Origin of the sequence: Arthrobacter sp. M2012083 (genome assembly GCF_000281065.1) — a bacterium.
In the GTDB taxonomy this organism is placed as follows: Bacteria; Actinomycetota; Actinomycetes; order Actinomycetales; family Micrococcaceae; genus Arthrobacter.
Window position 1 is genome coordinate 41,918 of the sequence record NZ_AKKK01000005.1, and the last position, 20,732, is coordinate 62,649.

General features: G+C 62.0%; 20 protein-coding genes. 17 read left to right on the plus strand and 3 right to left on the minus strand.

The genetic code is table 11. From position 1 onward, the window contains the following. Positions 1 to 13: 13 nt before the first annotated feature. Positions 14 to 808: a peptidylprolyl isomerase gene (locus A477_RS0102905; protein WP_026005308.1), complete on the minus strand. Its 795-nt coding sequence runs from the start codon at positions 806 to 808 to the stop codon at positions 14 to 16. Between the two features lie 206 nt (positions 809 to 1,014). Here A477_RS0102905 and hisS point away from each other — a divergent pair, with 206 nt between their 5' ends. The 3 genes from hisS (at position 1,015) to A477_RS0102920 (ending at position 5,141) form a co-directional block, all read left to right on the plus strand. Further along, a complete protein-coding gene (hisS, locus tag A477_RS0102910) occupies positions 1,015 to 2,373 on the plus strand; it encodes a histidine--tRNA ligase (protein WP_017197536.1) in 1,359 nt (452 codons plus the stop codon). Between the two features lie 110 nt (positions 2,374 to 2,483). After that, a complete protein-coding gene (gene aspS, locus A477_RS0102915; RefSeq protein WP_026005309.1) occupies positions 2,484 to 4,277 on the plus strand; it encodes an aspartate--tRNA ligase in 1,794 nt (597 codons plus the stop codon). A gap of 69 nt (positions 4,278 to 4,346) precedes the next feature. Continuing rightward, positions 4,347 to 5,141, plus strand: coding sequence for a GNAT family N-acetyltransferase (locus A477_RS0102920; RefSeq protein ID WP_017197538.1), 795 nt, complete (start codon positions 4,347 to 4,349; stop codon positions 5,139 to 5,141). On the opposite strand, the gene A477_RS0102925 is transcribed toward A477_RS0102920, so the two are convergent. Then, complete coding sequence (locus A477_RS0102925; protein ID WP_017197539.1) at positions 5,138 to 5,737, minus strand: Vms1/Ankzf1 family peptidyl-tRNA hydrolase; 600 nt, start codon at positions 5,735 to 5,737, stop codon at positions 5,138 to 5,140. The genes A477_RS0102920 and A477_RS0102925 overlap by 4 nt on opposite strands. Positions 5,738 to 5,778: 41 nt before the next feature. Here A477_RS0102925 and A477_RS0102930 point away from each other — a divergent pair, with 41 nt between their 5' ends. The 14 genes from A477_RS0102930 (at position 5,779) to nusB (ending at position 19,351) form a co-directional block, all read left to right on the plus strand. After that, a complete protein-coding gene (locus A477_RS0102930) occupies positions 5,779 to 7,275 on the plus strand; it encodes a replication-associated recombination protein A (protein WP_017197540.1) in 1,497 nt (498 codons plus the stop codon). Between the two features lie 205 nt (positions 7,276 to 7,480). Next, positions 7,481 to 8,101 (plus strand): 30S ribosomal protein S4, encoded by a 621-nt coding sequence (rpsD, locus tag A477_RS0102935; RefSeq protein ID WP_011774968.1) that lies wholly within the window; start codon positions 7,481 to 7,483, stop codon positions 8,099 to 8,101. A gap of 158 nt (positions 8,102 to 8,259) precedes the next feature. After that, positions 8,260 to 8,634: a DUF948 domain-containing protein gene (locus tag A477_RS0102940; protein WP_017197541.1), complete on the plus strand. Its 375-nt coding sequence runs from the start codon at positions 8,260 to 8,262 to the stop codon at positions 8,632 to 8,634. 54 nt (positions 8,635 to 8,688) lie between these two features. Next, on the plus strand, positions 8,689 to 8,919 hold the full coding sequence (locus A477_RS0102945; RefSeq protein WP_017197542.1) for a hypothetical protein: 231 nt from the start codon (positions 8,689 to 8,691) through the stop codon (positions 8,917 to 8,919). A 115-nt stretch (positions 8,920 to 9,034) separates the two neighbouring features. Next, complete coding sequence (gene alaS / locus A477_RS0102950) at positions 9,035 to 11,713, plus strand: alanine--tRNA ligase (protein WP_026005310.1); 2,679 nt, start codon at positions 9,035 to 9,037, stop codon at positions 11,711 to 11,713. 2 nt (positions 11,714 to 11,715) lie between these two features. Continuing rightward, complete coding sequence (ruvX, locus tag A477_RS0102955; RefSeq protein ID WP_017197544.1) at positions 11,716 to 12,306, plus strand: Holliday junction resolvase RuvX; 591 nt, start codon at positions 11,716 to 11,718, stop codon at positions 12,304 to 12,306. Continuing rightward, complete coding sequence (gene mltG / locus A477_RS0102960; RefSeq protein ID WP_026005311.1) at positions 12,303 to 13,982, plus strand: endolytic transglycosylase MltG; 1,680 nt, start codon at positions 12,303 to 12,305, stop codon at positions 13,980 to 13,982. Before ruvX ends, mltG begins: the two co-directional genes overlap by 4 nt. Further along, positions 13,979 to 14,833, plus strand: coding sequence for a shikimate dehydrogenase family protein (locus A477_RS0102965; protein WP_017197547.1), 855 nt, complete (start codon positions 13,979 to 13,981; stop codon positions 14,831 to 14,833). Before mltG ends, A477_RS0102965 begins: the two co-directional genes overlap by 4 nt. A gap of 26 nt (positions 14,834 to 14,859) precedes the next feature. After that, positions 14,860 to 16,059 carry a chorismate synthase gene (gene aroC, locus A477_RS0102970; protein WP_017197548.1) on the plus strand — a complete coding sequence of 400 codons (1,200 nt, stop codon included), beginning with the start codon at positions 14,860 to 14,862 and terminating at the stop codon, positions 16,057 to 16,059. Further along, the gene (locus A477_RS0102975) at positions 16,059 to 16,616 is read left to right on the plus strand and encodes a shikimate kinase (protein WP_017197549.1); all 558 of its coding nucleotides are present in this window, start codon (positions 16,059 to 16,061) and stop codon (positions 16,614 to 16,616) included. The genes aroC and A477_RS0102975 overlap by 1 nt, the downstream gene beginning before the upstream one ends. After that, positions 16,613 to 17,704 carry a 3-dehydroquinate synthase gene (aroB, locus tag A477_RS0102980; protein WP_017197550.1) on the plus strand — a complete coding sequence of 364 codons (1,092 nt, stop codon included), beginning with the start codon at positions 16,613 to 16,615 and terminating at the stop codon, positions 17,702 to 17,704. The genes A477_RS0102975 and aroB overlap by 4 nt, the downstream gene beginning before the upstream one ends. Then, positions 17,701 to 18,222 carry a tetratricopeptide repeat protein gene (locus A477_RS0102985; protein ID WP_017197551.1) on the plus strand — a complete coding sequence of 174 codons (522 nt, stop codon included), beginning with the start codon at positions 17,701 to 17,703 and terminating at the stop codon, positions 18,220 to 18,222. The genes aroB and A477_RS0102985 overlap by 4 nt, the downstream gene beginning before the upstream one ends. A 155-nt stretch (positions 18,223 to 18,377) precedes the next feature. Further along, positions 18,378 to 18,941, plus strand: a complete 564-nt coding sequence (gene efp, locus A477_RS0102990; protein ID WP_011774957.1) for an elongation factor P — start codon at positions 18,378 to 18,380, stop codon at positions 18,939 to 18,941. Continuing rightward, positions 18,941 to 19,351: a transcription antitermination factor NusB gene (gene nusB / locus A477_RS0102995; RefSeq protein ID WP_011774956.1), complete on the plus strand. Its 411-nt coding sequence runs from the start codon at positions 18,941 to 18,943 to the stop codon at positions 19,349 to 19,351. Before efp ends, nusB begins: the two co-directional genes overlap by 1 nt. Positions 19,352 to 19,421: 70 nt before the next feature. Here the strand turns inward: nusB and A477_RS0103000 are convergent, their stop codons facing one another. Continuing rightward, the gene (locus A477_RS0103000) at positions 19,422 to 20,705 is read right to left on the minus strand and encodes a PrsW family intramembrane metalloprotease (RefSeq protein ID WP_017197552.1); all 1,284 of its coding nucleotides are present in this window, start codon (positions 20,703 to 20,705) and stop codon (positions 19,422 to 19,424) included. Positions 20,706 to 20,732: the final 27 nt, after the last annotated feature.

Sequence of the window (20,732 nt, forward strand, 5' to 3'; positions counted from 1 at the left end):
GGCCTGGAGCTGGTTACTTCAGAGAAAACGAGTCTATCGTGACAGGTGCCACAGGGGCGCCGTCGCTGGCGTTTTCACCGGGTTTAAGGCCTGCCGCGGCGATCTTGGCGACCACGTCCAGACCACTGGTCACCTTGCCCACCACGGTGTATCCGCCTGCGGTATCAGCCGGAATGGTGGTGTCTTTGTAGACGATGAAAAATTGGTGGCCGTTGCCGTAGGCATCGTTGCCGGTGCGGGCAACTGCAATCGTTCCCGCAGGGTACTTGTTGTCTGCAGGGGTATTTTCCAGCGGCCCCCACCGATAATTTGCGTCGTCCGAGCCGTCTTCGGATTTGGCTCCGCATTGGAGGAGCCCAAACGTTTCGGACGTTGTCAGCCGGTGGCAGAATGCTCCGTTGTAGTAGCCGGCGTCGCTCAGGGACTTGAAGACGGCAGCAGCTTGTGGGGCGGCAGTTCCGTTGAGCTCTACGCCAACAACGCCGCTGTTCAGCGCGAGCTCGCCAGTGAACGTCTTTCCAGCGGCCGTGTCCGGGCTGGGAATGTCGGCGCTGTTGGAGGCGGATGGGGACGCCGACGGCGAACTGAGCCCCGCCTCCGCGGCTGCGAACTCGGCCTCGGTGGGGTTGGAGCCAAAGACCGTTAGTTGCAGCACGGCGGCCAGAACCACGGCTGCGGCAGCTGCACTCACGGCGATGGTGTTGTCACGTTTGCGTCGCTTGCCCTGTTCCTGCCGCAGGGCACGCTTGGCTTCCATCTGCCTGATGCGCCGTTTCGCTTCACGGTCATCCCGCGACCTTGTTGCCAAGAGTCCTCCTGATTGTGTCCACTTTCGGTGGCTGCCGACAGGAACCGGGCATGCTGCATTAGATGTGCACGCGCGGAAAGCATAAACTGGCTGCCGCACATAGTTTATGCATGACCGGCTGGACGCCCGCCCTGTAAACGCCGAAAGGGTGTTTAAAGCTGCGGTGCAATGCCAGCGTCAGCTTTCTTCGAGGAGACTTTTCCACCATGGCACGTACCGCCTCCCTGTCCGGATTCCCCGAGTGGCTTCCCCAGGAGCGGTTGGTGGAGCTCCATGTTCTGGATACGCTCCGGAAGACCTTTGAACTGCACGGTTTTTCTTCCATTGAGACCCGCGCCGTTGAAACAGTGGGCCAGTTGCTCCGCAAGGGAGAAATAGACAAAGAGGTCTATGGCCTGAGCAGGCTCCAGGACGATGAGGGCGAGGCTGAGAAGCAGACCCAACCCGACAAGGCTGACCCGAACGCCTTGGCCCTCCACTTTGACCTGACTGTCCCGTTCGCCCGCTACGTAGTGGAAAACGCCGGCTACCTGGCATTTCCCTTCCGCCGGTACCAGATCCAGAAAGTCTGGCGGGGCGAGCGGCCGCAGGAAGGCCGGGCACGTGAGTTCACCCAGGCAGACATCGATGTTGTGGGAGACGGCGAACTGCCGTTCCGTTACGACGTCGAAATCGCGCTGGTCATCGCTGAAGCCCTCAGCGCCCTGCCGATCCCGGACTTCAGGCTGCGGATCAACAACCGCAAGCTGGCCGAGGGCTTCTATCGCGGCATTGGACTGACGGACACGGCCGGTGTGCTGCGTAGCATCGACAAACTGGAAAAGATCGGCGCCGCGAAGGTGGCCGGTCTGTTGAAGAGCGAGCTTGGGGCTACTGATGAACAGGCCGGCCTCGCCCTTGAATTGGCCACCATCCGTACGGAAGACACTTCATTCGTGGACCAGGTCCGCGCACTCGGAGTGAAGGATGATCTCCTTGAAGAGGGCCTCAATGAGCTCGAGCAGGTCATTCAGGCGGCAGTCCAGCGCGCTCCCGGCAAGGTAGTGGCAGACCTCAGCATCGCCCGCGGCCTGGATTACTACACGGGGACTGTTGTTGAGACGGTGCTGGTTGGACACGAGCAGCTGGGTTCCATTTGTTCCGGTGGCCGCTACGACGCACTGGCCAGCAAAGGCAACCGCAAGTTCCCCGGCGTCGGACTTTCCATTGGCGTGACGCGGCTTGTTTCCCGCATCCTCAGCCAGGAACTGGCCACAGCGTCGCGTTCCGTGCCCACGGCGGTCCTGGTTGCCCTGAACTCTGACGACAGCTGGTCCGCGGCGCAGGACATCGCAGCCCAGTTGCGGGGCCGGGGGATTGCCACGGAAGTGGCGGCCAAGGCCGAGAAGTTCGGAAAGCAGATCAAGTTCGCTGATCGCCGTGGCATCCCCTTCGTATGGTTCACCGACGACGACGGCAATCACCAGGTCAAGGACATCCGTTCAGGCGAGCAGGTTGACGCCGATCCCGCCAGCTGGACGCCCGCTGAAGAGGATTTGTACGTCCGCGTCACCACCGCGGGCTAAGCACCATCTATTGTTCCGTCCTCGTCGCATGAGCTGTGGCCAGGGCGGGTAAACTCGGACGGGATCGTCTTTGCAACGGTCCCCTTATATTTCATGCTGAAAGGAATGCTGTGCTGCGCACACATGACCTCGGATCTCTTCGCTCCGAGCACATTGGACAAACCGTTACCCTGGCCGGCTGGGTGGGGCGCCGCCGTGATCACGGTGGCGTTGCATTCGTCGACCTGCGCGATGCGTCCGGTGTAGCCCAGGTGGTAGTCCGTGAGGAAGAGGTCTTCCACGGCTTGCGGAACGAGTACGTCCTGCAGGTGACAGGTACTGTCAACAAGCGTCCTGAAGGCAATGAGAACCCTGCGTTAGCTACGGGCGAGATCGAGGTCATCGCGGACAAGGTGGTCATCCTCAACACCTCCGAACCCCTGCCGTTCCAGATCGACGAACACGTGGAGGTTGGCGAGGAAGCCCGTCTTAAGCACCGCTACCTTGACCTCCGCCGCCCCGGCCCCGCCCGCAACATGCGCCTGCGCTCCGAGGCGAACCGTGTGGCACGCGAACTTCTGCACCAGCGGGGCTACGTCGAAATCGAAACCCCCACGCTGACGCGTTCGACGCCGGAAGGCGCCCGTGACTTCGTGGTCCCGGCCCGTCTGGCGCCCGGTTCCTGGTACGCCCTCCCGCAGTCGCCGCAGCTTTTCAAGCAGCTCCTCCAAGTGGGCGGCTTCGAGAAGTACTACCAGATTGCCCGCTGCTACCGCGATGAGGATTTCCGCGCGGACCGCCAGCCCGAATTCACGCAGCTGGACATCGAAGCCAGCTTCGTGGACCAGGATGACGTCATCGAGCTCGGCGAGGCGATCGTCAAGGCCTTGTGGCAGCTGATCGACGTCGAGATCCCCACTCCGATCCGTCGCATGACGTACTTGGACGCCATGGCCAAGTACGGCTCGGACAAGCCGGACCTGCGTTTCGGTGTTGAACTTACTGAGCTCACCGAGTTCTTCAAGGACACCAACTTCGGTGTCTTCAAGGCGCCGTACGTGGGTGCCGTCGTGATGCCCGGTGGAGCTTCACAGCCGCGCCGTACCTTGGACGGGTGGCAGGAATTTGCCAAGCAGCGCGGTCACAAGGGCCTGGCCTATGTCCTCTTCAAGGAAGACGGCGAGTTGGCTGGCCCGGTGGCCAAGAACCTTACAGAAGCCGAGCGCGAAGGCTTGGCGGACGCTGTTGGCGCCAAGCCCGGCGACTGCATCTTCTTCGCTGCCGGCGAGAAGTCCGCAGCCCGCGCCCTGCTCGGTGCTGCCCGCGTTGAAATCGGTCACCGCACCGGCCTGATCGACCCCAAGGACTGGGCTTTCGTCTGGATTGTGGACGCTCCCATGTTCGAACCCGCGGCCGCGGCTGTCGCCTCCGGTGACGTTGCAGTGGGCGGTGGGCAATGGACGGCTGTGCATCACGCCTTCACCTCGCCGAAGCCCGAGTTCCTGGACACCTTCGACAAGGACCCCGAATCGGCGCTGTCATACGCCTACGACATCGTCTGCAACGGCAACGAAATCGGCGGCGGTTCAATCCGTATCCATGAGCGCGAAGTACAGGAACGCGTCTTCCAGCTCATGGGCCTGGATAAGGAAGATGCCGAAACCAAGTTCGGCTTCCTGCTCGAAGGTTTCAAGTACGGCGCACCTCCGCACGGCGGAATGGCACTGGGCTGGGACCGTGTTGTTGCTTTGTTGGCCGGCGTCGAGTCGATCCGCGACGTCATTGCCTTCCCTAAGTCGGGCAACGGCTACGACCCCCTGACCGCGGCGCCGGCACCGATCACGCCGCAGCAGCGCAAGGAAGCGGGAGTCGACTTCAAACCGGAGGTCAAGCCCGCAGCCAAGCCGGAAACGACGTCCGAATAAGTTTCTGCCCAAAAGGCTCCTCACTAAGGTGGGGAGCTTTTTGCGTTCCAGCCACAAAAGGAGCCGCGAATGATGGAGCAAGCACTTCTGGAATCGCTCATGGACAAGGCCTGGCCTGCGCTTGAGCGCGAAAACCTTGACTTGGGACATGCGGGGGAGTGGGTCCTCCGTGCTTCGGGCGGAGTGACCCAGAGGGCCAATTCCGTGTGGCCCAGGAATTCGGGCGGCCCGCACGGCACCCCGGGCATGCCGCGATCCGTGCGTGCAGCGGCGCAGTGGTATCGCCTTCGTCGCCTTCCCGTAATCTTCCAGGTGTTCGATGACTCCCGCAGCTCGGGACTCAATGCTGTCCTGGATGAGCAACGCTTCACGAGGCAATCGGCAACAAGGATCATGGTCCGCGGCATGGACGGGCTGCCGGCCCGCAGTTCGGGCCGGAACGTTGAGATGGCTGGGGAACCCTCCCAAGAATGGCTGGACGTGTGGTGGTCCGTGGACGGCCGTGGTGGTGACGCGGAGCAGTCCGTAGCTCGCAGGATCCTCACCGGCTGTCCGGCCCTGTACGCAATGGTGAGGGACGACGACGGCGTGCCCGCCGCCGTCGGGCGTCTCGCCTTGGTGGACGGTTGGGGCGGCATCTACAGCATGGCGACGTCGGCCGGGCACCGCAGGCGCGGATACGGCACGGCGGCGCTGACTGCATTGTTGAATGCCGGGACCCAGCGGGATCTCAAGGGATTCTGGCTACTTGTCACTGAGGCCAATCGTGGAGCGCAGCTACTTTACTCACAAGCTGGCTTCGCCGACTACGGCACTTACCTGTATCGGCAGGCACCCCTGAGACGTGCGTCCAGCGGCTGCTAGGAGGGCGGATCAGTCACTGTGATGCGCACGGAGCAGGCGTCGGCAGCCGCCTTCGCCAGCACGGCAGTCTTGGGCCCTTGAATGTCCAGGAAGGCTAAGCGGGTTCGTCCTGCTACGGCTTTGAGTAACGGCTGGGCAAGAAGCTGATCCACCAGGACGCGGTCGCCGCCAGGGACGATGTACTCGATTCGGTGTTCGTTGAAGATTCGGAAGGCCTGTTCTGCTGTGGCCTTGGCTTCGAGGAAGCGACTGCCACTCTTCGAAGCCAGGATCGTGGAACCGCTGGCAGCAGCTATGGCGTAGCCGCCCCTGCGAACAAGGAGCAAGCCAAGCCCCCGTTCCTGGTTCGCAAGCGAAGCCAGGCGTTCCAGCTCCGTTCCTCCCCGTCCCGGACGTCCGTCAGCCGGCCAAGGGGCCTTCAACGTTGCAGTCGCACCGTCGGCTGCCCGCAGGAGCAGCCCACCGTCGTCGAGGTCTTCAACAACGGCGCCGTGGCTGGCCGCGAACCGGTCGGCCCAACCCTGCAACCTGGCTGCGGGCACCAAAGCAGTCCGCCTGCCGGAAGGCTGGTGCGGGGCAGATGCTCGGCGATCCACGTCAATGTCTCCTTTGCTGAAACTATGAGTAGCCTATCCATGTGGAAGATCTCTTTGGTGCGGGTGCAGTTGACGACGACGAGTCGGAGGATCTGTCCGCGTCAGGGGGCCCCTCCGATGCTCATTGGATGGCTTCCCAACGCAGTCCACTGGCGGTAAGAATGCGTCCCCGGTCGCTGGACGAGGTGGTGGGGCAGCAGCATCTGCTGGGGCAAGGTTCACCTTTGCGGCAACTGGCAGCGGGTGCTGAGGCTGCCGGCCCGGCGGGTCCCAGCTCGGTGATCCTTTGGGGGCCTCCCGGAACAGGGAAGACCACGCTCGCCCACGTGATCGCGCGAGGACCCGGGCGTAAGTTCGTTGAGTTGTCGGCAATCACCGCCGGGGTCAAGGACGTTCGGCGCGTCATGGACGAGGCCTTGACGGCCCGGGACCTGTACAAGAAAACCACGGTTCTCTTCCTCGACGAGATTCATCGCTTTAACAAGGCCCAACAGGATGCACTGCTGCCCGGTGTCGAGAACCGCTGGGTTGTACTGGTAGCTGCAACCACGGAAAATCCGTCCTTCTCCGTAGTGTCGCCGCTCCTGTCACGCTCACTCCTTCTCACCCTCAAGCCGCTCACCGATGACGACATTTCGGGTCTGCTCCAGAGGGCAGTGGCCGACGCCCGCGGCCTGGCCGGTCGTGTGGAGCTTAGTCCTGAGGCATTGGACCACTTGGTTCGGCTATCCGGAGGTGATGCCCGACGGGCGCTGACAGCACTGGAAGCAGCTGCCGGAGTCGCCTTCGGTGACTCTGCCGCCGTCGATACTTCGGTCGACGCCCCAACAGCAGTCGAGGGGGAAAAAGGCGCTGACGACGGCGAACCCGGACTCGCGAACGATGGCCCGCCTGACGCGCCGGTGCTGGTGGAACTCCGTCACACCGAGCGCGCATTGGATGCTGCCGCCGTTCGCTACGACCGTGCCGGCGACCAGCACTACGATGTGGCCAGTGCGTTCATCAAGTCCATCCGGGGTTCCGACGTGGATGCTGCCTTGCACTATTTGGCACGCATGCTCGAGGCCGGGGAGGACCCGAGGTTCGTGGCGAGGCGGATCGTGATCTCCGCAGCCGAGGATATCGGCATGGCCGATCCCTCGGCGTTGCAGACCGCAGTGGCTGCGGCGCAAGCAGTGCAGTTGATCGGCATGCCGGAGGGGCGCATTGTTTTAGCCGAAGCCGTGGTCCACCTGGCCACAGCGCCCAAGTCCAATGCCGCCTACATGGGTTTGAACAAAGCGGTGGCCGATGTTCGTGCCGGTTTTGGTGGCGGCATTCCCATGCATTTGCGTGACGCGCACTACCCCGGCGCCAAGCAGTTGGGCCACGGCAAGAGCTACAAGTACGCACACGACGAACCGCACGGTGTGGCAACCCAGCAATATCCGCCGGATGACCTTGTGGGTAAGGACTATTACCAGCCAACCAATAACGGCGCTGAACGGGATATTGCCGCCAGGCTGGAACGGCTCCGCAAGATCGTACGCGGGGAGTAGCCGGCACGATCATGCCAGCTCCGGCACCGGGCCCTGCGCGTGGTAGGATAGTTGCTTGTCTGGCATGGCCCGACGCACAATCCCTCTGAAGATTTCTTCAATAGTGCTGTGCGCCCGGGCTAGTAGCAAGAGGCAGCGGTTGGCCGATGCTCTCCCTGATGGAGGCCAGTAACACTGACACACCGCAGTAATTGGAAGGACACAAGTGGCTAACAACACTCGTGCTCGCCGTACCGCACGCCTTTCGCGTGCACTCGGCATTGCTCTGACCCCCAAGGCAGCCAAGTACATGGAGCGCCGCCCTTACGGCCCCGGTGAGCATGGCCGTGCCCGCAAGAAGCAGGACTCCGACTACGCTGTACGTCTGCGCGAAAAGCAGCGTCTGCGCGCCCAGTACGGCATCCGCGAAGCCCAGATGACCCGCGCCTTCGAAGAAGCACGCCGCACCAAGGGCCTCACCGGTGAAAACCTGGTTGAGCTGCTCGAAATGCGTTTGGACGCCCTCGTGCTCCGTGCAGGCTTCGCCCGCACCATCGCACAGGCCCGCCAGCTGGTTGTGCACCGCCACATCATGGTTGACGGCATCCGCGTGGACCGCCCGTCCTTCCGCGTTGGCGAAGGCCAGCTCATTCACGTTCACAGCCGCTCCGAGGTTATGCCCCCGTTCCAGGTGGCAGCCGCTGGCGCGCACGTCCTCAACAACGTGCCGGCGTACCTGGACGTCAAGATCGACGCCCTTCAGGCCCGCCTGGTTCGTCGCCCGAAGCGCTCCGAGGTCCCCGTGATCTGCGAAGAGCAGCTCGTCGTCGAATTCTACGCTCGCTAAATTCAAGCAGCGCATACAAGGAAGCCCGTGGCACACGCCGCGGGCTTCTTTGTCTGTAAGGTACCGGTCCAATATAGGTAAGGTACTTGGGGAGGCTTCGGCCAAAGCCGTGAACCGGCTGGTGCGAGGCAGCGAAACGATCCAAGGAGAAGAGTTCTATGTCTGGTGGCGACATCGCCGGCCTCATCGCAGCAGGAGTCTTCGCGCTCCTCGTCTTGCTTTTGGCCGTGCCCATTTTGAAGCTTGGCGGCGTCTTTGACGAGGTGCGGACCTCAATCCGTTCCATCAGCGATGGCGCCACGCCCCTGATGGATGAGGTGACTGCAACCGTCACCACCACCAACCAGCAGTTGAAGAAGGTTGACGGCATCGCCTCCAACGTCTCCGATGCGTCGGCCAACATCTCCGCGTTGTCCTCGCTCGTTGCAGCCACGGTAGGCTCGCCGCTGATTAAGGTGGCTGCCTTCAGCTATGGCGTCCGTTCTGCCTTCGCTGGACGCCGTACGCCTTCCTCCGGCCGCCGCAGCCGTTGACCACGTCAGCCGCTGACCAAGCCAACTGCTGAATTACAGGGAGACTGGAACCTTATGAAGAGAATTGTCTGGATGGGCATCGGCGTCGCCATCGGCGTCATTGCCTTCCGTAAGATCACCGAAGCCCAAGCAAACCTGGGGCCGGAGGGCCTAAACCGCGCCGTCGGCCGGATGGCTGACGGACTGTTCGACTTTGCAGACGCCGTGCGTACGGGGATGCACCAACGCGAAGAGGATTTGCGGGCAGCGTTGGGGATCGACGACGCCGGAGCCACCCGGCGCTAGCGGGAGCGGTTCGCCCCCACGCCCTCAACAGGGCAGAATGGAAAGCTGCGGAACGGCACCAGCCGGTACCGCGCACATCGTGTGCAGTGAATTGAGAAGGGTAAGTAATCAGCTAATGAAGTCGCAGGAGATCACCAAGCGCTGGGTGGACTTTTTTGTCAACAAGGGCCACACCGCCGTTCCCTCCGCGTCGCTCGTTTCCAGCGACCCGTCACTTCTCTTCACTGTGGCCGGAATGGTACCTTTCATTCCTTACCTGACCGCGCGCGAAGAGCCTCCCTACAGCCGTGCAACGAGCGTCCAAAAGTGCATCCGCACCGGAGACATCGAGGAAGTGGGCAAGACCGCCCGCCACGGCACGTTCTTCCAGATGTGCGGCAACTTCTCCTTTGGTGATTACTTCAAGGAAGACGCCATCAAGTTCGCTTTCGAACTGCTCACCACCAGCGTTGACGACGGCGGCTACGGACTACCGGCCGAACTTCTCTGGGTGACTGTCTACGAAGAGGACGACGAAGCCAAGGAACTGTGGCTCAAGAACACCGGAATTCCCGCCGAGCGCATCCAGCGCATGGGCAAGGCTGACAACTACTGGTCTACAGGCCAGCCGGGCCCGGCCGGCCCCTGCTCGGAGATCTACTACGACCGCGGCCCTGCTTACGGAATCGAAGGCGGCCCGCTGGCCGACGAGACCCGTTACATCGAAATCTGGAACCTCGTGTTCATGCAGTACCAGATTGAGAACGTCCGCTCCAAGGTGGACTTCGACATCGTTGGCGAACTGCCGCAGAAGAACATAGACACGGGCTTGGGCATGGAACGTCTCGCGATGATCCTCCAGGGCGTCGAAAACATGTATGAGACCGATCAGGTCCGTCCGGTCATCGACAAAGCTGCTGAATTGTCCGGGCGCGAGTACACCTCGGCTGAATCTCCGGAAGACCCGCACCACACGGACGATGTCCGCATGCGCGTCGTTGGGGACCACATTCGTTCTGCTTTGATGCTCATCGCTGACGGCGTCGCACCCTCCAATGAGGGCCGCGGCTACGTGCTGCGCCGGCTTATCCGCCGCGCTGTACGCGCCATGCGCCTGCTCGGCGTTGAAAAAGCTTGCCTGCCCGACCTCCTTCCCGCCTCCCGCGACGCCATGAAGGGTGTCTACCCGGTGGTGGAGACTGACTTTGCCCGCATCAGCCGTATTGCCTACGCCGAAGAAAAGGCGTTCTTGCGCACTATTGCTTCCGGCACGGCCCGCCTGGAGGATGCAGTAGCCGAATCGAAGGCTGCCGGCGTTCCCCTGTCCGGCGCGGACGCTTTCGCCTTGCACGACACTTACGGCTTCCCGATTGACCTGACCTTGGAAATGGCAGAAGAGGCCGGGCTCAAGGTGGACGAGGCAGGCTTCCGTGCGCTCATGCTTGAGCAGCGCCAGCGTGCCCAGGCCGATGCCAAGGGCAAGAAGGGCGGCCACGCCGACCTCAGCGCCTACCAGGAGCTCCTGGGCAAGGGCGAGACCGTCTTCACGGGATACGACGAACTTGAGGGCGAGGCGAAGGTTCGCGGTATCGTCAGCGGCGGCCGTGCTGTAGCGCACGCATCCACCGGCGACGAGATTGAGTTGGTCCTCAACGAAACCCCGTTCTATGCAGAAGCCGGCGGTCAGTCAGCTGACACCGGCCTGATCACCGGCGATGGTTTCGTGGTGGAGGTCCTGGACGTGCAGCGTCCCATCAAGGGCCTGAGCGTTCACAAGGCAATTGTTCGTGAAGGTGAGATCGCTTCCGACGCACTGGTGCGCGCCGCCGTCGACCGTGAACGTCGGCACGCTGCCGAGCAGGCCCACACCGGCACGCACATTGTGCATGCCGCCTTGCACCAGATCCTCGGGCCGGAAGCCACTCAGCGCGGTTCCTACAACAAGGCCGGCTACCTTCGCTTCGACTTCGCCTGGGGCGAGGGTTTGAGCACTGCCACACGGTCTGAAATCGAAGAGGTCTCCAACATCGCCATCCGGAACAACTTCCGGGTGGATACCAAGGTGATGGGGCTCGCTGAAGCCAAGGCCCTGGGCGCCATGGCTCTGTTCGGTGAGAACTACGGCAGCGAAGTCCGCGTGGTGGAGATCGACGGCGCATGGTCCCGCGAATTGTGCGGTGGCACCCACGTTTCCAACACTTCACTGATCGGCAGCCTTTCCTTGCTGGGCGAACAGTCTGTTGGCTCCGGCAACCGCCGTGTCGAGGCCTTTGTTGGTTTGGACGCTTTCCGTCACTTGGCAGCCGAGCGCGCTCTGGTTTCCGAGCTCACGGAACTGTTGAAAGTTCCGTCCGGACAACTTGCAGACCGCATCTCCAGCACCCTGAACAAGCTCAAGGCCACGGAGAAGGAACTCGATCGCCTCCGCAAGGAACAGCTTGCAGCAGCGGCCGCAAACCTTGTTGGTACCGCCAAGGATGCCGCTGGTGTTCGGGTTGTAGCTCACGACGCCGGTCAGGTGGGTGGAGCTGACGATCTGCGTAACCTTGCCCTTGATCTGCGCAATCGCCTTGGTTCGGAAGCCTCCACCGTGGCTGTTGCGGGTGTGAGCAATGACCGGCCCGTCATTCTGATCGCTACCAACGAGGCTGCCCGTGAAGCAGGCGTAAAGGCCGGCGTGCTTGTCCGCCTGGCCGCCGGGATCCTCGGTGGCGGCGGTGGCGGCAAGGACGACGTCGCCCAAGGCGGCGGCACCGACGCTGGGAAGGTCTCCGAGGCCCTCACAGCGGTGGTGGATGCGATAGCCAAGCGCTGACGGTGAATTCCAGTACTGACAGTGGCGTCTACCCCCAAGGCATCAAGCTGGGGGTAGACGTCGGTACCGTCCGTGTAGGCCTGGCCATTTGTGATCCCGACGGGATATTGGCCACGCCGTTCAAGACGGTAGGGCGGGACAGCAAGAAGAATTCCGATGTTCGCGTCGTGGTCAAGCACGCGGCGGAGTTGCCGGCGGTCCAGATTTTCGTGGGTCTTCCACGGACCATGAGGGGCGAGGAACGCGCGTCTGCGCAAATGGCCATGGACTACGCCGACCTTCTTACCAGTGAGCTTCTGCGCGTCGGTTTGGACGTTCCCGTAAACCTCGTCGATGAGCGACTTTCCACTGTTACGGCACACCGCAACCTGCACGAAGCTGGCATGAGCAGCAAGAACCACCGTAAAGTGGTTGATCAGGTTGCTGCTGCTGGAATACTTCAGCACGCAATCGACATGCAAAAAGCCAGAGGAACGGACGTTGGCCGCCGAGTGCAGGCACCGGCGCAGTCCGAGAAACCCAGCAGTGCCCCAACGCTGCGGGCTGCCTCAGGCCGTGAATCCGATTCTTCTAAGAGGGGACTGCAACTGTGAGCCCGGTCAACAACGACCCCTCCAGCGGTACCGCCGGCGGCGGTATGTCGCTAACCCGCAAAGAGCTGCGGGCGCGTGAACGATTCCTCGCCACGCAGAACCACAATGTGGTACCCGTTCCTGAAGCGACTCCAGGAGAGGCGGCTCCCTCAGCGGAAGTTGAGCCGGAATTGCCCCGACCGATCCCGGCCGTTCAACCTGAGCCCGCGACGCCCCCCACACCCGTGGCACCCCCGACTCCCATCGCGCCCCCCACGCCTGTGGCCCCCCCGACTCCCGCGGCAACCCCAAGTCCTGCCGGTGAGCCTGTCGACCCTGAGGTTCACGCAGCCCAGGTGCTTGGTGGGCCGGAAGGTCATCACGAGGACCTGCACAAGGAAGACGTCCACGTACACGAGGTCAGTGAACACGAGACCAACGAACACGACCACAGTGACCACGCCGCGGCAGATCACGGTGATATTCACGACGTTCATGACCAGCATGAGTTCGCTGCGCATGATGACCACTACCAGCTGGACATCCATGAAGAACTCCACGATGACGTTCATCTGCATGATGAGCACCACCATGACTTCATTGCCCCTGCTGCCAGCCCGGCGTCCAAGGCCGCCGCGAAGAAGGCCCGTCGCCGTCGTCGCGTCCTGGCCCTCTTGATCACGCTGGGTGTCTTCGTCGCCGCCATCGCGATCGGTGCGCAGTTCCTGAAGCCCTTGCTGGGTATGGACAGGGTTACCGATTACCCGGGCCCCGGAACGGGGTCGGTGACCATCACCGTGCCCGAGGGATCCGGTCCCAAAGCCGTAGCCAACGAGCTCGTACAAAACCGCGTGGTTGCAGACTCCGATGCCTTTGTTGAGGCCTTCCTGAGTGAAGGTGGGGAACTGTCTCCGGGCGACTTCACGTTCCGTACCGAAATGAAGAATTCCGACGCCGTGGCTGTCCTCGTCAACAAGGACGCCGGCAAAGTGATGTACTTCGCGCTGAGTGCCGGCTTGCGCATCAATGAGTCCCTGGAGGCCATTTCCAAGGGTTCCGGCATCCCCATACAGCAGCTCAACGCCTTGAACCAGGCGCCGGCGCAGTTCGGAGTTCCTGCCAAGGCCAAAAACCTGGAAGGCTTCCTTGCCCCGGGCGAATACCGCTTTGAGCTGGGCACGTCCGCCAAGGACATCATCCAGAAGCTGGTAACCACCACCCTTGATGAACTCAAAGCCCAGGGTGTTACAGACCCCGCCAAGCAGTACGACACCGTAACCATCGCCAGCATCGTGCAGGCCGAAGGTGGCCAGGCAGACTACGGGAACGTGGCCGGAGCCATTTACAATAGGCTCAAGCCCAACAATGTGGAAACCAGCGGACTCATCCAGTCCGATGCCACAGTGACCTATGGCTTGGGCAAGAAGTCGTTCCACCTCACCGAGGAAGAAAAGGCCGACAAGTCCAACGCCTACAACACGTACGCCAATGTCGGGTTGCCGGTAGGACCTATTGGCTCGCCGGGAAAGACAGCGATTGATGCTGCAGCCAAGCCGACGCAGAACGAATATCTCTACTGGGTGACCATCAACCTGGACAGCAAGGAAACCAAGTTCTCCAAGACCTTGGCTGAGCACAACACCTATGTTGAGCAGTACAACGCGTGGTGCCAGGCCAACGCGGGACGGTGTGTGTGAGTCGTCGCGCCGCAGTACTCGGGCACCCGATCTCGCATTCGAAATCTCCGGCACTGCACTCTGCTGCCTACACCAAACTGGGCGTGGATATCGAGTACTCGGCCATCGACGTCACTGTGGAACTCCTTCCTTCATTCATGGACTCGATCCGCGGAGATGACGTTTGGTGTGGCCTCTCGGTAACCATGCCGCTGAAGTCGGCCATGGTCAAGGAAGTGGATGAAGTCCGCGGCGCCGGCGCCCATCTGGGCGTTATCAACACGGTGGTTTTCGAGCACGACGCCGGGCAGGTCCGTCGGGTGGGCTACAACACTGATGTTGCCGGTATCGTGGAGGCGGTCCGCTATGCGGGCGTCGTCGCCACACCCCACGCAGCGATCCTTGGTGGAGGTGGGACTTCGGCTGCGGCCGTCGCCGCTGTGCAGGAACTTGGTGCCCGTCACGTCGACGTTTTCGTTCGCGACGCGGGACGTGCCGGCGATGCGCAGGCCGCCGCGGCCGCCGTCGGAATTTCCTTGGCCATCCGGCCCCTGACGGAAGCGGCAACTGCCGTGGCCGGCACGGATCTGGTGATCTCCACGCTTCCACCCCGCGCCGCCGACTCGTTGGCGGAGGAACTTGCGGCATTGCCCGCCACCGGGGCTGGAGTCCTGTTGGACGTGGCTTACGATCCTTGGCCCAGCCGCCTCGCGGAAGTGTGGCATGGTCACGGGGGAGCAGTAGTCCCGGGCTTGGAGATGTTGATGTACCAGGCGGCCGAGCAGATCAGGCGCTTCAGCGGCTGTGACGTCGATGCCGCCGTCATAGATGTGATGTGCGACTCAGTCGGGCTTCCCCGGCGAGTGTTCTAGAAGCCTTACATGGCAGGATTGGTTATATGTTGCGTTGGTTGACTGCCGGTGAATCCCATGGTCCGGCCCTGATCGGAATTGTTGAAGGCGTTCCTGCCGGTGTTGAACTCACCAGCGGGCAGATTCGTGACGCGCTGGCGCGTCGCCGCCTGGGCTATGGACGTGGTGCCCGCATGAAGTTTGAGCAGGACGAGGTCACCATCATGGGTGGCGTCCGGCATGGACTTACCCAAGGTGGCCCTGTAGCCATCCAGGTCGGCAACACAGAGTGGCCGAAATGGGAGCAGATCATGTCTGCTGATCCCGTGGACCCTGCGGTCCTCGCCGACCAAGCCCGCAATGCGCCTCTGACGCGGCCTCGCCCGGGGCACGCCGACTTCACAGGTATGCAGAAGTATGGATTCGACGAAGCCCGCCCGGTTCTTGAGCGTGCCAGCGCACGTGAGACCGCTACACGCGTGGCCCTTGGTACCGTCGCTGCACAGTTCCTGAAGCAACTGGGCATCGAGTTGGTAAGCCACACCGTTTCCATTGCCAGCGTGACCGTGCCCGAAGGCCGGCCTTTGCCGTTGCCGCAGGACGTCATAGCCCTCGACGCCGATCCCTTGCGTTGTTTTGACCGCGAGACGTCCAATGCGATGGTGGCCGAGGTGGATGCCGCCCACAAGGAAGGCGAAACCTTGGGCGGCGTGGTAGAGGTCCTGGCATACGGGCTTCCCCCAGGGCTCGGCAGCTACGTTCACTGGGATCGTCGCCTCGACTCACGACTCGCGGCCGCACTCATGGGCATCCAGGCCATTAAGGGTGTGGAAGTGGGCGACGGCTTCCTTACGGCTGCACGCCGGGGATCTGCTGCACACGATGAGATCCTCAAGGACGGGAATGGCAAGATCGTTCGCCAGACCAACCGGGCCGGTGGCATCGAAGGTGGCATGAGCATCGGTGAAGTTCTTCGTGTTCGGGCTGCCATGAAACCAATTGCGACCGTCCCACGGGCGCTTCGCACCATTGATGTCAGCACCGGCGAACCTGCCAAGGCACACCACCAGCGCTCGGATGTCTGCGCGGTTCCGGCAGCAGGCGTGGTGGCCGAAGCCATGGTGGCTTTGGTTCTCGCCGAGGCTGTAGCCGAGAAATTCGGAGGCGACTCCGTCGCTGAGACCCAACGGAACCTGCAGAGCTACTTGGAGAGCATCCCGGCCACCCTGGACTCGGTCGGCCGGTAGTGGTTCGCGCTATCCCGGATGGCCGCCCCATTGTTCTCGTAGGCCCCATGGCCGTCGGAAAATCGGCGATCGGCCAGCAACTGGCCCATCAATTACGTGTCCCGTTCGTGGACACTGACGCGGTGGTGGTAGCTGCCCACGGCAGCATCGCAGACATTTTCGCCGGCAGGGGAGAGCACGCGTTCCGCGAGATTGAAGCGCGGGCAGTGGCGAAGGCCATCGAGTCTGCCAAGGCAGAGCCGGCCATCATTTCCCTGGGCGGCGGGGCTGTGCTTGACTCCGGAACCCAGCAGTTGCTGGGGGAGTGCACCGTTGTCTACTTGGAATGCGATGCGGAGACCGTCGCGGACAGGATTGCGCGGAACACAGGGCGGCCACTGCTGCAGGGTGACGCCATGAGCCGCTGGGAAGCATTGTTTGCCACCCGGCGTCCCGTCTATGAGCGTCTCGCGGACATCGTCATGGATGTCCGTTCCGGAACCGTGGCAGAAATCGGCCTCCATTTGGAGGAGCGGCTGCTCCAGCATGCAGCCTTGAAAGAGGAAGTTGAAAAGTGAGCAACGAAGCAACTGTCATCAAGGTGACCGGCCAGTCGGTTAATGAGAACTACGACGTCGTGGTGGGCCGCGGGCTGTTGGACACCCTGCCGGCCAAGCTTGGCGAACGCGTACGACGGGTTCTGGTGATCCACCCGCGGGCCCTCCGCCTGACCGGTGATACCGTCCGGGACGAGCTGGAGGCTGCTGGGTTCACGGCACTCACAGCCGAAATCCCGGATGCTGAAGAGGGCAAGCACATCCAGGTTGCCGCGTTCTGTTGGCAAGTGCTGGGCGAGAACGATTTCACGCGGTCCGACGCCATCGTGGCTGTTGGCGGCGGCGCTGTAACGGACCTCGCCGGCTTCGTTGCCGCCACCTGGCTTCGTGGCGTCAAAGTCATCCACATGCCCACGAGCTTGCTCGGCATGGTGGATGCTTCAGTGGGGGGCAAGACCGGCATCAACACAGCCGAAGGCAAGAACCTTGTGGGTTCCTTCCACCCCCCGGCCGCGGTCCTGGCTGACTTGGACACGCTCCGGACCCTGCCGAAGAATGAACTCATTTCCGGGATGGCCGAGGTCATCAAGTGCGGCTTCATTGCTGATCCGGCAATCCTCGACCTCGTGGAAAAGAACACAGACGCAGTCATGGATCCGGGATCCGACGTAGTCCGGGAGCTCATTGAACGCGCGATTTCCGTCAAGGCTGAAGTCGTTTCACAGGACCTCAAGGAATCCGGCCTCCGCGAAATCCTGAACTACGGCCACACGCTGGGCCACGCGATCGAGCTCGTGGAACGCTACTCATGGCGTCACGGCGCCGCCGTTTCCGTTGGAATGATGTTCGCTGCCGAGTTGTCGCGAAGCGTCGGGCGGTTGTCCGATGCTGATGCCGACAGGCACCGCACCATCCTGGAGAGCCTTGGGCTGCCCATCACGTACCGCAGGGACCGCTGGCAGGGTCTTTTGGATGGAATGCGCCGGGACAAGAAGTCGCGCGGCGATCTCCTGAGGTTCGTTGTCCTCGACGGCGTTGCCAAGCCGGGCATCCTGGAGGTCCCTGACACTTCACTCCTGTTTGCCGCCTACCAGGAGATCGCATCATGACCGTCACTCTTCGGGAAGGCGTCAGCGACTGGCCTACTGCAGGTTTCCCCGGAGTCCGGATGAACCCGGACACTTTGCTTCCTGTGGTTGTCAATGAGGAAGCCATGGAGACCGCCCTCGCTGCCTCGGAAGACCCTGCGGATCGCATCATGGCCCTGCTGCTGGACAACCAGCCCAACGAGGCGGCTGAGCTGTTGGCCGAGGCGCGATATAAGGATCCGGAGTCCTTCCGCTTGAGGATTTTTGAAGCGGAAGTCCACCGGGCAACTAACCGGCTGGACCGTGCGGTGCAGTTGTTCCGGCACCTGTTGCAGGATGTCCAGGGCAGCTCCAAGGAGGCGATCGTGCACCAGTACCTGGGCAGGGCGTACTTCGTCAGCGGCAATGCGCTGGCAGCATCCGAGGAATTCGCAAAGGCGCTGGACCTGCGTGTAGCCATGGCCGCCGATGCGGCGCTGATCTACTCTTCGGCTGTTGCCCTGCAGAGGGCCCGGAATGTACTTGAACTGGCTTCCTGAAGGCCCGGGAAACGCAGCTCGCAAGCCGTAGCCGTATTTGCCGGTAGAATGGTTCTTGGATTTTTGATAAATACGCGCTGGCCGGCCGTTTGGCATGCCTGCTTGGCATAGACAAACTGGCAGCTTGAACCAGTGAGAGAAACCAGAGGATACGAGTGGCAACCACAAACGACATCAAGAACGGGACCGTACTGAAGCTCGAGGGCCAGCTCTGGAACATCATTGAGTTCCAGCACGTCAAGCCGGGCAAGGGCGGTGCCTTCGTCCGAACCAAGATGCGCAACGTCATGTCCGGCAAGGTGGTCGACAAGACCTTCAACGCCGGCCTGAAGATTGAAACCGCAACGGTTGACCGCCGTGACTACCAGTACCTGTACCAGGACGGCGAAGACTTCGTCTTCATGGATACCCAGGACTACGACCAGATCACAGTGTCCGGTGCCACTGTAGGCGACGCCACCAACTTCATGCTCGAAAACCAGATGGTCAACATTGCCATCCACGAAGGCACGCCGCTGTACATCGAGTTGCCCCCGAGCGTTGTCCTCGAAATCACCTACACGGAGCCGGGCCTTCAGGGCGACCGCTCATCGGCAGGCACCAAGCCCGCAACTGTGGAGACGGGCTACGAAATCCAGGTTCCGCTGTTCGTTGAGCAGGGCACCAAGGTCAAAGTAGACACCCGCGATGGCAGCTACTTGGGCCGGGTCAACGACTAGTGAGCGCACGCGGTAAAGCCCGTAGCAGGGCGCTCGAAGTACTTTTCGAAGCGGAGCAGCGCTCCGTTTCGGCTTTCGACGCGATGACAGCGCGCCGGGAGAAGACCGATCTTGTCATCAACCCGTACACGGTGGAAATCGTGGAGGGTGTTGTTTCCATGCAGGCAACCATCGATGAATTCCTGCAGACCTACGCCCAGGGCTGGACGCTGGAGCGTATGCCGTCCGTAGACCGCATCATCCTTCGTATCGGCGCGTGGGAACTTCTCTACAATGATGAAGTTCCGGACGGCGTAGCTGTCAGCGAAGCTGTGGCCCTTGCCAAGACGATGTCCACGGACGAGTCACCGGCTTTCATCAACGGGCTGCTTGGCCGCTTGCAGAAGCTCAAGCCGTCGCTTCTGGCTTAGGCATTCATGAGGAAAAGGACCCGCATCCACTGGATGCGGGTCCTTTTGTCTTACCTGTGGGTCCGTTGCGCTACTGAAGCACCGCCGCCCTGAGGGAGGGGATGCTGCGCAAGTGTTCCAGTTCATCGTGCTGGTGAACGTGGACGTCGCGGCCACTGAGGATCCGCTGCCGGGTAAACGCCAATGCTGTGGCCCCTTTGATGAATGATTTCATCTGGTTCCCGCGTCCGCGCGACGACGCCCAACGAACAGCCTGCCGCCTGCCTCGTGACGTGGCCAGCATCTCCACTTCGGCTGGCGTGAACCAGCCTGCCCGGGCGTACTCCAGGAGCCGTTGTCGGGTAAGTTTTCCTTCGGCAACACGGAGAAGGATGATGCCTGCGGCAGCGATCAGGAAGATCGGAACCTGGACCACGAAGTACTCCACCAGGAAGTTCTGCCCCATGCTGTTCCAGCGGTTGTGTAGGAATATTGCGGGTAGCAAACCGATGAAGAACGCCAGGACGGCATAGCCTGAGTGCCATTTCCGGGCTGCGAAGCCCATGATCAGCCCGGTTGTCCCCGTGAACACTGCGTGGGCGAACGGTGACATGACGCCGCGGAGGATAAAAATCCGGACCAAGTCGGTGCCTGGATCGGTGGATGAGGCTATTTCGCGTCCAAAGTAGAGGATGTTCTCCGTGAAGGCGAAGCCCGCGGCAATGGTGAAGGCGAAGACGACCCCGTCGACCGGTCCGTCGAAGTACTTGCGTGCTCCCAGAATCAGGACCAACAACCCCAGGGACTTGGTGAACTCTTCAACGATGGGGGCTTGGACCGTGGCCATGAAGTAGGTGAAAGCTTCTTCGCTGGAGGTTGGTGCTGCAAGCGCGAAGATCGGCTGGATGAGCAGCGTGCCGGCAATGGAGACCGCGGCGCCCCACGTGAACGCAAACCACAAGAGCCTCTTTGGCTCGGGTTCCCAGCGATCGATCAGGCGGACGGTCAACAGCACCACGGAGAGTGGAATGAGGGAGGCGATGAATCCGATCACAAAACCGGCAATGCCCGTATTGCCCAGGAGGAACGGCACCACCAGCAACAGGCTGCCGAGGACCAGTACGGTTCCCACAATGAGTAGCGGCAGCATGCCCCAGGTCCTGCGAGCTTGCGGTGCGGGTGGCATCGCCCAGGTTTGCCGGGGGAGGGATGTGGGATTACCAGGAGCCGGCTGATAGTTGCTCGGCTGCACGCGGCCGATCCAGGTGGGGTTGGCACCAGGCTCGAGATATGGCCGCGGATAGGGTTGGCCGTGGTGGTTCATGGTCATGGGCAAGAGCCTATTCCACAGCACGGAGTGTGAGCTTAAACTCACGCTTCGCCACCGTCCCCGATGAGGTGG